Annotated in this window: 8 protein-coding genes and 2 pseudogenes; 2 read left to right on the top strand and 8 right to left on the bottom strand. The window is 59.7% G+C overall.

Going from position 1 to position 11351, the window contains the following annotated elements; all coding sequences use genetic code 11:
* Nucleotides 1–239: 239 nt before the first annotated feature.
* A pseudogene (locus tag DVS29_RS36425) lies at nucleotides 240–758 on the top strand (transposase); the annotation flags it as partial.
* A 554-nt stretch (nucleotides 759–1312) separates the two neighbouring features.
* Here DVS29_RS36425 and DVS29_RS36420 read toward each other — a convergent pair.
* The 8 genes and pseudogenes from DVS29_RS36420 to DVS29_RS36390 all read right to left on the bottom strand — a co-directional run bounded on the left by DVS29_RS36420 (nucleotide 1313) and on the right by DVS29_RS36390 (nucleotide 8805).
* Nucleotides 1313–1978 carry a GAD-like domain-containing protein gene (locus DVS29_RS36420; RefSeq protein ID WP_118186163.1) on the bottom strand — a complete coding sequence of 222 codons (666 nt, stop codon included), beginning with the start codon at nucleotides 1976–1978 and terminating at the stop codon, nucleotides 1313–1315.
* Between the two features lie 11 nt (nucleotides 1979–1989).
* Nucleotides 1990–2649 carry a GAD-like domain-containing protein gene (locus tag DVS29_RS36415; RefSeq protein ID WP_118186161.1) on the bottom strand — a complete coding sequence of 220 codons (660 nt, stop codon included), beginning with the start codon at nucleotides 2647–2649 and terminating at the stop codon, nucleotides 1990–1992.
* Nucleotides 2646–3506, bottom strand: coding sequence for a polymorphic toxin type 15 domain-containing protein (locus tag DVS29_RS38075; protein WP_240655991.1), 861 nt, complete (start codon nucleotides 3504–3506; stop codon nucleotides 2646–2648). The genes DVS29_RS36415 and DVS29_RS38075 overlap by 4 nt, the downstream gene beginning before the upstream one ends.
* Before the next feature lie 231 nt (nucleotides 3507–3737).
* Nucleotides 3738–4091: pseudogene (locus tag DVS29_RS38070) on the bottom strand (DUF4150 domain-containing protein); the annotation flags it as partial.
* Nucleotides 4081–5511: a DUF2169 family type VI secretion system accessory protein gene (locus tag DVS29_RS36405; RefSeq protein WP_118186157.1), complete on the bottom strand. Its 1431-nt coding sequence runs from the start codon at nucleotides 5509–5511 to the stop codon at nucleotides 4081–4083. The gene DVS29_RS36405 and the pseudogene DVS29_RS38070, both read right to left, overlap by 11 nt.
* 10 nt (nucleotides 5512–5521) lie before the next feature.
* Nucleotides 5522–7630, bottom strand: a complete 2109-nt coding sequence (locus DVS29_RS36400) for a type VI secretion system Vgr family protein (RefSeq protein ID WP_118186156.1) — start codon at nucleotides 7628–7630, stop codon at nucleotides 5522–5524.
* A gap of 203 nt (nucleotides 7631–7833) precedes the next feature.
* Nucleotides 7834–8406, bottom strand: a complete 573-nt coding sequence (locus DVS29_RS36395) for a hypothetical protein (RefSeq protein ID WP_118186154.1) — start codon at nucleotides 8404–8406, stop codon at nucleotides 7834–7836.
* Between the two features lie 24 nt (nucleotides 8407–8430).
* Nucleotides 8431–8805 (bottom strand): DUF3592 domain-containing protein, encoded by a 375-nt coding sequence (locus DVS29_RS36390; protein ID WP_118186152.1) that lies wholly within the window; start codon nucleotides 8803–8805, stop codon nucleotides 8431–8433.
* A gap of 328 nt (nucleotides 8806–9133) precedes the next feature.
* On the opposite strand from DVS29_RS36390, the gene tssF reads away from it, so the two are divergent.
* Entirely contained in the window at nucleotides 9134–10984 is a 1851-nt protein-coding gene (gene tssF / locus DVS29_RS36385; protein ID WP_118186151.1) for a type VI secretion system baseplate subunit TssF, read from the top strand.
* Nucleotides 10985–11351: the final 367 nt, after the last annotated feature.

Genomic DNA, 11351 nt, shown 5'->3' with positions numbered 1-11351 from the left:
TCCATCTTGGCCATGAACCGTTCCTCCGATCAAGGTACTGACCTTATAACGCGCGAACTGAAGGTCGGTTGTCATGGATTAAGTAAACCTCAATAACGGTGCGGAGCCGTCGTTCGACTGTCCTTTCATGCCTTGGAACTGATGACCGCACATGGCCGCACTGTGCCCCCGCGGCCGCACGCGACGATCACCTCGGTAGCGCGTCTCTTGCAAGAGGCATAACCCGACCCGGAGCGGACAAGCGCACTGCGCTGGTCGAGGGCATCCACGCCATGGCGACCAGGCCAGTGCTGCACGGCGACAACGGCTCGACCCTGAAAGCCATGACCGTCCTGGCGATGTTGAACTGGCTTGGCGTCAAACCGTCGTACTCGCGTCCGCGCGTGAGCGATGACAATGCGTATGTCGAAAGCCTGTTCCGGACGGCCAAGTACCGGCCAGAATTCCCTGACACGGGCTTCGCCAACCTGGAGGAGGCTCGCGCCTGGGCTTCACGCTTCGTGCATTGGTACAACCATGATCACCGACACAGTGGCATCCGTTACGTGAGCCCCGCACAGCGTCACGCAGGTGAAGACGCTGCGATCCTCGCCGCTCGTCACGAGGTGTATCTCCAGGCTCGCGCGCGCAATCCGCAGCGCTGGTCGGGTGCCACGCGCGACTGGACTCCTATCGGTGCAGTGACCCTAAACTCCGAACGCGATGCCACAGTCAAGACGCATTCTGGGAGCATCGATATACAGCCATTGGCTGCATGACCGAGGCGACAACTAGCTTGACTCGCGCCGCTTCAGAACCGTGCATCCGACGCGTCGACAGCAATCGCGTAACGGTCATCGCTGACGGTCTTTGCGCGGTCGCGTTCAATTTGAAAGGTGAGTGACTTCGGGATTCATGTAGGCATACTAATTAATGATGAGAGCAGTCTTTCTCGACTGAAGTCAATATCAAGCGAGATTTTTTCGGATTCTGCCGGTTGCGCGCCTTCAGTTGCGCGCGTCTCCCTGTGCGAAGGCAACCGTCACCCGAAAAGCCTCACCTCATCGCTCGTTCGACAACCATTCCGTGAGTGGCGCGTCGCGCAACCCAGCTTCCTTCAAACCGTCACTGGCCTCAACCGTGGGTCAGATTCGTCCGCACACCTTTGGCGAAGACCGATACCGCTCGATCGTCTTGTTCACTTTCGAGAAAACCATTGAGTGCCAAACCGAACTTAAACAGTATCGTGGATCCGACATGCTCTTTCGGCGCGGCACTTCGCCAAACTCGTCAATAAAAACCTGGGAGTCTTCGTCTCTCACTGTCGCGACATTCAGGGCTTCTGGATCAAACTATCGATGTCCACACCTGAGAAAGGCATGTTCGGCGCTGCTAGTTGACGGAGAATGGTTAGGTGTTGGTCCAGCTTGACCTTCCGCAAATTCTCCAGTTGCATCTTTCCACCAAGGACAATCGCAGGCTCGAAACCGTACATCTCATCAGCAGCTAGAAGTCCGAGCGAGCTCAGCGCGCGTTTGAAGAGACGCTTTCCCTCCTCGTCGGCAAGATCGCAAGCCTTTTGTTCTGTGCAGAAGAAAGAGCGAACCGAGATATCAAGTCCGCGTTGATCCCGCTTCTTCAGATTCCTCGGCAAAGCAAAGATGGAGTTAGTGACGCAGTTGATGGTGACGCTCTGCCCGGTCGACTCGCCGAATATGTACAGTTTCCCGAAGGCGGTTCTGGCGATTGCGTGGAAAGCGTCGATCTGATCGAGCCCACTACCATCGAGCCACTCGTCAACAATATCTTCGTAGTCGTCCGGATCAACTATCCAGAGAAGACCATCGGCGTACGCACTCCAACCCTCATCTTTCCAGAATTCCAGTATCCGATCAGGCAGCTTGCCGGACCACTTGCCGATTGACGACTCGGGCGCGTCAATGCGTAGCGTGGCCTCGCCAAACTCGTCAATAAAAACCTGGGAGTCTTCACCTCTCACTGTCGCGACATTCAGGGTTTCTGGATCAAACTATCGATGTCCACACCTGAGAAAGGCATGTTCGGCGCTGCTAGTTGACGGAGAATGGTCAGGTGCTGGTCCAGCTTGACCTTCCGCAAATTCTCCAACTGCATCTTTCCGCCAAGGACGATCGCAGGCTCGAAGCCGTACACCTCATCTGGCGCTAAAGCACCGAGCGTATCCAGCGCCCGCCTGAACAACGGTTTGCCGGCGCCATCGTCGAGATCGCACGTATCCTGATCCAACGCGATGAACGCTCGAAGAGAGGTGTCGAGCTTCTGAGGAGTTTTGCGCTTCAAATCCCGCACGAAGATTGCATGCGTAGGGCACACTACCTTGACACTTCGACCGGTAGTTTCACCGAACAAGAACAGCTCACCAAACGCGGTTCGAGCAATTGCGTGAAAGGCGTCAACTTCGTCCAGTCGAGTACCGTCAAGCCACTCGTCGACGAGATCTTCGTAGTCGTCGGGATTAACGAGCCAAAACAACCCGTTGGCGTAACCCGACCAGCCCTCGTCAGCCCACCATGTCAGCAAGCGGTCCGGCAGTTTGCCTTGCCATTTCGCAATATCAGCAGGCGACGCGGCTACTTTTGTGGACGCTTCGCCAAATTCGCCAATGAATACCCCGAAATCTTCGTCTCTCATCGCAATCCTTTGCCACGACAGGGTTCAAGTTTAACGTTCATTTTTTCATCCCCCGTCCCGTTCTTGATAGCATCATCTGCTGCTGAGTCCATTCCTGAAACGCGGCCTTCCTGATTCCAACTGCTGCCGATCGAGGAGTTTACATCCGAGCGACCCATGCCCTTTGGATCAGGCTGCATATAGCCACCTGCAACCATATCAGGCTCGTGCAATGCCGCAAGTTTGCTCATGACATCCTTGGTGCGGCTCGCAGCCTCTGCTCTCGCTTCGGCCGGCCCCATACCGCCGTCGATAAGACTGTTCCGGATGCTTTCCTGCACGTCACCCGCGAATTTCTTACGATAGCTCGCTTGTGCGTCTTCCGCCACAGGGTTTCGCCCATTCTCCGCAAATGCATCTCTGGCAGCCTTATATTCCGTGGCCGTCATACTGTTAATCTCGTCCTGCTGCCGACGGAGCTGACCAGCCATCTCTTTCAGATAGGCCTTCTGTTCTTCAGCCGTCATCTTCATGAACTTCTTCTTGTCAAACGGATGGAAGCAAGGCACCTTGTGCTCCCGCTGCTTGACCTTGAACCCGTCTTTGCCCTTCTTTCCACCGCCCGCATCCTCTTCGGGCTTCGGCTCGGGCTTGGGAGTGTGCTCCGCCTCCTCCTCAGCCTTCCGTAACTTCTCGGCCTCTGCCGCCTCCCTCTCCAGTTTCTCCGCCTGCTCGGCTTCCTTTGCAAGCTTGGCCGCATCTTCCACGGCACGGGCGCCCTTCATCATACCGGCAGCGCCTTTCGCCAGATCTCCAGCAACGGCCACCACCTTTCCGCCTGGAATCATGCTGACGGCAGAAAGACCGGCATCGACCATGTCTCCTTCTGCGGCGTAGATACCGGCGTCAACCGCTCCGGTGACAACCGACAACCCAGGGACGAAGCTTGCAACTCCCAGTGCCCCGTGTACCCAGGGACTGGCCTTGCCCCACCAACCCTGCTCCTGTGGAGTTTCAGGCGTCGCAGGCGGATTGCTACCGGCCCTCGGCATGCCCCCTGAAATCGATCCACCAGGCGCCGGCTGAGTCACGTAGATACCGGGACAGTTGCCTCCGTTCAGCGTGCACGGGTCGCCTTCCCGAATTACGTGCTTGCCCGTGATGCGCACGGTGCTCGAGCCGCTGACTGGTTTGACCTCCCCACTAACAGTACCGCTCTTCACGCCCTTGCACGTGCCGGCTGCATCGCCCACACACGAGGGTTGCGTACTCTGACTGAGAATGTACGCGGGGTCCCCGTTGAATCGAACGTTTGGCACGACTCCAACGCTGTCGCTCAGATCCTGTGAGACGGGATAAGGCAACGGTGGGGTACTGCTGCCTACCGGTGTCTTGTTGAACGTGGGGGCGGTCGATACAGCCTTGAAGTTGCCACTCTTGCGGGCGCCAAGCTCACTTGCCATGCGCGACCTCCGCAGGGCGATCCGTCACGTTGAAAGACTCCTCCGTGCCCCGCGCTTCTTCGCGGGAGAGCATGCGGAACTCGAGAACACGAACCTCCGGAGATGACGCGACGGTCGCACGCCAGACGCACGAGATTTCGCGTTCCTCGGGATCGATGACCAGCGTGTCCAGCCGCGCAGGAAGCTCACCAATCGATCCATCCGCATACCGGACCAGAACGAAAGGTAGGTCCCCCTGCAGAGCAAGGGTCAAGACAATGTCGCCCCCTGCCTCAACCACTGCGGCGGGGGTACCGGCATCGCATAGATTCCGCAGGATGATCTGCTCATCACCGAGAAGCTGGACCTGCTGATCCGGCCACGCGGCATTCCACACTGCGAAGTCAAAGTCGGCAGGTAACGCCGCAGTTCCCTGCACGAACGGCTCGTCTATTGTGCCAACGAGACAGGCCCGATCGGGATGTCCCTTGGGCCGCACGCCCAGCCCAACCACGGGGCTACCGGGAAGGGGGGAAGCGCCTGTCCTGATCCGATCGAAAAGACTCAGTGTGACAGGACTGCCTGGCGATTCGATGCGGGGCGCCTGCACACGATCCAGTCCGGTCGCTTCGATAAACCATTCCCGAATGTATCCTGTGCCCAGTACGTTGGCTTCATACGCATCATGAGCGACAGGCGCCAAAGGCGCATCCGGATGAGCGGCGATCTGTTCGGTCGACAGGCGACTCTTTGCCCCTACCTTTTCCGCTGCGGGCGTGCTGGAATCTACGCGGCACTGCCCGCCAAACGCATGCTCAAGTCTGACCGGTAGTGCTGCTGCCGCAGCGGGATCATTGAGCGACCACGTCGACATGCGAACTGCGCCGAAGGTGCCCAGCCGCGCGAGCGACGCCGATGCGCGCGCCAGTCCCGTGCGCCGGGTGAACTCGCGTGGCCCGGTGATAACGAGCTTCTTGTCGATCAGACGCTCACCGGACACCTGCGTGCGTCGCGCCCGCTCGACCTCCGCCTGCCATTCCCGCAGCGCCTCAGGCGAGGGGGGCATCAATGGATTGAGACCATAGGGCGACGGAGGAATCGATGCAGGCGCGCCTGGTCTTGCGATAACCAGTCTCACCTCGAAGCGTGACGCGCTCCTGCCGTCGCTGGTCCGTGGAGGATGAGCAGTCGCGTTGACGATTACATCAGCGAGTGGTTTGTATGTGCAAAGGTCCGACTCCTGCCGCACGCTACTCGGGCTCTCGGCGTCAAACGGTTCGTCAGCCATGCATAGCGGGCTTTGCTCGTCTGAGAACACCAGCAAGCCATCTGCGCCCCATGTGAGCGTCTGCCGCAAGACGACGACGTGAAATGACTGCTCGCGCGTGTCGACGCCGCCAAAAGCCAGCGCCGGGAACGGCGTATGGTTGCGAAACTCCATCGCCTGTCCCCTAGTTGATGTCGACGTCCTTGCCGTTGATCTGCACGGCTCCGGAACCTTCAATGAGCAGTTCGGTTCCGCTCAATGTGATCTTTCCGCTGCTCTCGAGAACCAGCGAAGCCTTGCCAGTGACGATCTCGATCCGGTCGCCGGCATGAATTGAATAGGTCTTGCCCACCTTCGTCGTCTTGGACATACCGACCTCTTCGCCGCTAACAAGTCCTACAGCCGTGTTCATCGCGCCGACCACGTTGATGGAGTAGGCACCGCCGACCACCAGAGCCTTCGCAAGGCCGACCTCCTCCGACGAAGCCATCATGATCAGCAGGTTCTGCATGCCCCGAATGGTCTCTTCCCGATTACCGCCCACGGTCAAAGTTTCGTTCTGACCCACCTGCTCGGTCCGGTTCGCCACGACCGTGATCGTCTCGTTGTTCCCGACGGTCTCGGTCCGGTCGTTCTTCACCTGCACGGTTTCGTCGTGACCGACTGTCTTGGAGCGGTCGACACCGACCGTGTGCGACTCATCGTTCTCGACTTCGATGCGCTGATCTTTCTCCGCGTGGATCCAGAGCTCCTCCTGCCCCATCTTGTCTTCGAAGCGGATCGCGTTGGCGTTGGCGGCCGTCGCGCCCTTGCTCGAGCGCGTGAGAAAGCCACTTTGTGTTGCGTTCGCAGGCAGCGACCATGGCGGCATGTTCTGCGCGTTGTACACGCGCGAGGTGATGAGCGGTCGATCCGGGTTGCCGTCGAGGAACGACACCACGACCTCGTCGCCGATGCGTGGAATCTGCACCGCGCCGAAGCCGCGTCCCGCCCACGGCTGCCCGACCCGCACCCAGCACGAACTGGACTGGTTTTTCTTTCCGAGGCGGTCCCAGGGAAACTGGACCTTCACGCGGCCGAGCGTGTCCGTGTAGATTTCCTCACCCGCGGGACCCACCACGACGGCCGTCTGCGGCCCAGGAATGAACGGTGGCTCGATGGTGATGGCGGGACGGTACGGGATCTTCTTGCGGATGCAGGTGAAGCTGCACGCGTAGGTCGCGGCACCATCGCTTGCCTGGTAGTTGTTCTGGCCGGAGTGCGTAACCGACATCAGCATGAACTGCCGGTCTTCGGCCTGCGTGTCGTCGTGATCGTAGTGCGAGTCGAGTTCGAAATAGCGCATGGGCGCGAGCCGGCGACTCGTCGTGCTGCCCGCGAAAATCTTGCTGCCGGCCGCCAGCGCCTCGGCGCGAAACGTCGCGAGTTCATCGCCGCGATCGCCGGCGGGAAAGGCGTGCGCGCCAAGGTAGTCGTAGACCTCGTACGAAGGGACGCTACCCTGCTGGACGTCCGTCTTGTCGGACGCAAAGCGGCGCGCGGCCGGTACCTTGTAGTCGGCCGTCTTGAGCGACACGCTCCCCGACGACAACTGCCGCGAAGCCTGGAAGGAAGTGACGACGTCGAGATCGTCGGTGGCCTCGCCCTGAAGGTACGTCAGCGTCGGGCTCGCGCCGTCGATCGGCTTCGCGTTGGTTGAGGTATCCGAGATGATCAGCTTGTGCCCGGTCTTCGCATGCTCGAAGAAGAAGAACAGTCCCTCCTCCTGCATCAGGCGCAGCGCGAAGTCGAGGTCGGTCTCGCGATACTGCGTGCAGTAGCTACGGTTCGCTGTCGCCTTCGACAGACGGAACTCGTAGGTGGCGAGCGCGCCGTATTCCTGGAACACCTTGGTCAGGACGTCCTGTGCGGTCTGCTCCTGAAAGATGCGGATGTCCTGCCGGCGCGAGAGCATCCACAGCCACGGCCTGATGGTTGCGCCGTAAGTCGCGAGCCCGCCATCGGTGTCCAGATGCGAGAAATTCGTCACATACCCGTGGAAATATCGCTGCTGCGAACTTGAGCTCGCAGTCATTTCCAGACTGATCGTCACTGGCTGCCCGATCATCTGCTTGAGCTGGATGTTCGGATCCTGTGAGGCGAACCGGGCGTCAATGTCGTAGAGCATCGACAGCCCTTCGGTGCAATGGAAATGCACCATCACCAGTTCCGATTGCCCTGTCATCGGCGTATCGGCTGTGAAGAGCCGATTATTCTGGAGCTGGATTACGCCTGCGAGGTCGGACATTTGCATGGTTTTATCGCCTGGTACGCCTCAGCAGACACACGCAGATATTGATGCCGGGTATTGACAGCATTGCGCATTCAGTGCTGAGGTGAAGGAGTCAGTCAAGCAATCCTGATTGAACCGTGTTTCTCCAACATGAATGGCTGCACGCCAGACATTGAAGCCGCCACAATCCGGCATAGACCGCCAGATAACGCCATCCGTAACTTCTAGTGCAGATACCCCACGAGCAGACCAATACTCGCGCCTGCCTGCACACCAACCGTCTGGCCATACATCACCAGCAGGGCCGGCGCGCGATAGATCGCTTCCTCGGCGAGCCACATCAGCGCCGAGTTGCTCAAACCGAGCACCAGCTTCGCCGGGTCGATACCCAGCAGCATCACGTCGCCTGCCCAGCCGTAGAGTGCGGACACCGAGCCGTCGATGTAGACCACGGCACCCTGGATGTCTGGCCGCGTCAGTTCCTTGCCGTCGAAGGACGACGTCATGTACACGTGGCCGTAGCTCGGAAAGTCGAGCGTCGAGCCGGCCCCGCTGGCACTACGTCCGCCGATCTTCGGGATTTTGAGTTCCGGCACGGTGAACTTCGGAAGCTTGATCCTTGGTATCTTGAACGCCAGACCAAACCCGATGCCGACACCACCGTAGTGGAACTTCTGCTCCTGTTTCTGCGGGTCGTCGAGGATGATGGTGCCGCCCGTGGCCATCACGATATCGATTCCCGCGCCGCCCCCGGCGCCGGTCGAATAGGTCCACTGGCTCAGTCTCAATAGCGACATCTGTCCGACTCCCCGTCTGCTTCTTCAGCCACGCGGCAGGTTGCACAGCCCGGCCACGATGAAGCCAAACCCCATCGCTGCCAGAAAGACGGTCAACCCCCAGATGGTTCCAAACCTGTTCAATGTGGCCGTCGGGAGTGGATCCTCGGCGAGATATCGTACCTCGACCGCCTGTCCAACCTTCATGCCCCAGATCATCCCGCCCTGCGGCGAGGAGACGTGCTCTCCCGCTTTTGTGACGAAATCCACCTGTGGGTGGCTGCCGCCCGCGTTCAGTCGCACCACCTCACCCGGCACCAGAATTGACTCCCGGATAAACTCACGCGTCGATTGGGCGTTCAATGCGGCCGCTATAAGCAGGCATATTCCGACCACGCCAGCGCCGATCACCTTGAGCATAAGAAGCTTTTCCCCTGAGTCGCGGATGACATCCCTCCCGCTTTCGTGTCGCGATTCTAAATGCAAATTGTTGCATCGTAAATTTTCGTGATATCGAGCTTCATCTCCAGGACGAAGATTGTTAAAGAAGTTTCACACCGACCGGTAATGAATTCCGCTATCTCTATGAATCTTGATTTAAATCGGCAATTTTTCCGCGGATAATGCGTCCTGAATCGTCGCATGGAGGCGTTGTGCGTAGACATAGTCCCAGCTTATATTCGTGGGCGGCATCCGAGCGCTCGTGTGAAATGAGCGACACGGGTGGGCACCTCCGGGGAAACGCAGCATGGATGAGTTTGAGTCGCTACTGCCTTTCTACGAACGCGAACTGGCGCATCTGCGCCGGGCAATGCTGGCGTTCGAGAAGGACCGGCCGAAAACTGCGGGCCGCCTGTCGATATCGGGTGGCCGCTCGGACGATCCGCAGGTCGAACGCATGCTGCAATCCGCGGCGCTGACAAATGCCCGCGCTGCCGCGCGCGTTGATGACCAGTATCCGGAATTCACTGAAGCGCTGATCGAATCGACCTTTCCCCTGTATCTGCGCCCCTTCCCATCGTGCTCGATCGCCCAGTTCGACGTCGGGGGCATGTTCGACGGGCTAACGCAGGCGGTGGTCCTCCCGCGCGGCACCGAGCTTGAGCATCGCCCCTCCCTGTGCGGATTCAGTACAGCCTGGGACACCACGCTGGCACCGCTCAAGGTGGCCCGGGCGCAGTTCTCTCTCCCCACGTCGGCGCCGGCCCTGGAAGGCCGACCACTGCCGCAGGCGACGGTCGGGATCATCTCGATCGAACTCACATCGAGAGGGCTGGGCTTTACGCGGGGCGGCAGCCTCTACCCGACGACCCTTCGCACCTATGTTCATGCTGATCGCCTGCTCACGGCAGCCCTTCTCGATGCGATCCTGCTGCGGCCACAGCCTGCCTTCGTCGAGGCGGACAGATCTCGCCGGTGGATTCCGCTGCCAGAGACGCCGGCGCACGCGGTCGGCTTCGATGACGATCAGGCGCTTGTGCCCGACACCTCCGCGGGGCGCCAGCGGGCTTTGAGGATGCTCCTCGAGTTTGCAGCGTTCCCGAACAAGTTCAACTTCTTCGACATCGACTTCGACGCGATGCTCGCGAAAACGGGCCCCTGCGAGACGCTCACGCTTCATGTGCCCGTCACGCCGCAGACGACAGGCGATCAGGCTGCCCAGCGCCTGAGGGTCCTGAGCGCCGACCATCTGAGACTCTTCTGCACCCCGGTTGTCAACCTCTTCAAGTCCGCGGCGCGGCCTGCCGACGTGAAAGCAGGCGTGCATCGCTACGCCGTGGCGCTGCCGGACGGCAAGGCGTCCAGGACGGAGATTCATTCGATTGATCGCGTGCGGATGATACACGGCGAAGACGGCGATTCGCCCGGGGAAGAAATTCCGCCCCATCGGGGTCTGCAGCACTGGTCCTCAATCGGCGCCTTCTGGATGCGCGAGCGCGACAGGCTGGCCGCACGAAGCGACACCGGCAGCGAATCGGCGATCGCCCTCGTCGACCTTGACGAAAAGCCGTTTGTTCCCGAGGCATCAAAGCTGTTGATCGACCTCACCTGCAGTAACGGAGACATCCCGTCGGGTCTTGTCCCTGGAGCTCCCGATGGCGATCTGCATAGCGAGGAACAGAACCTGGGCGGCCCGGTGACCATGCTGGTCCGGCCGTCGCAGGGTGTCCGTTTCTCCGTGGAGGAAAAATCGCCATGGCAACTGGTGCAGGCGTTCGCACCCGGCCACGAATCACTGCCTGGTTCTGGGCGGCGTGACCTTCAAAACCTGCTGCTACTCTTCAGCCGCTCCGTCTCGGCAGACGCGACGCGGTATATAACGGGCATCGTCGGCATGACCTGCCGCGCGATACGTCCGCAGATGGTCCTCGAACACGTACCAATGCCGCTGCTCGTCCCCGGAATCGAAGTCCGGCTCACGGTCGACGAGGCGTTCTTCGCGGGCGTCAGCCTCCACACCTTCGCGCTCCTGATGGAGCAGTATTTCCTTCGATTCGCGGGTCGAGACTGCCTGCAACTGATCGTCGAGACGGACGCTGGCGCCGAGATCTTCATGGGCGCTCCGAGGATGGGACAACGCAGCTTCGGCGGCTTTTGACGGCGATCCTGTCGATGCACCGGAGCGGTCGCTCGACCTGCTACACGGCAACGACTTAGCTTTACAAACTATCCAACGGATGAGTCGTCGGCACGTCGAAGCATGATCGTCATGCCCCGCATTACCTGACATAAAAAGAATTAGCGAAGTTTTGTAGTAATCCTTATGATGTAAAGTTTTGTGCTTGACTGATACGGTGCATCGTCGTTCAGGCGCGGCAGCTTACTAGTGACTTCGATCGCGCTGCCTTGCTCGTCACCAACGACCGGAATCGACCCGAAGCCGACGACCGAATCTTCAGAGTGCTATGTCGGCTAACGACTCTCTTTCGGCCATCCAATCACGCACCTTCCATACGACAGCAAAT

It is taken from the genome of Paraburkholderia phosphatilytica (assembly GCF_003443895.1).
GTDB classification, from domain to species: Bacteria; Pseudomonadota; Gammaproteobacteria; order Burkholderiales; family Burkholderiaceae; genus Paraburkholderia; species Paraburkholderia phosphatilytica.
This window is presented reverse-complemented; position numbering and strand designations above follow the sequence as displayed.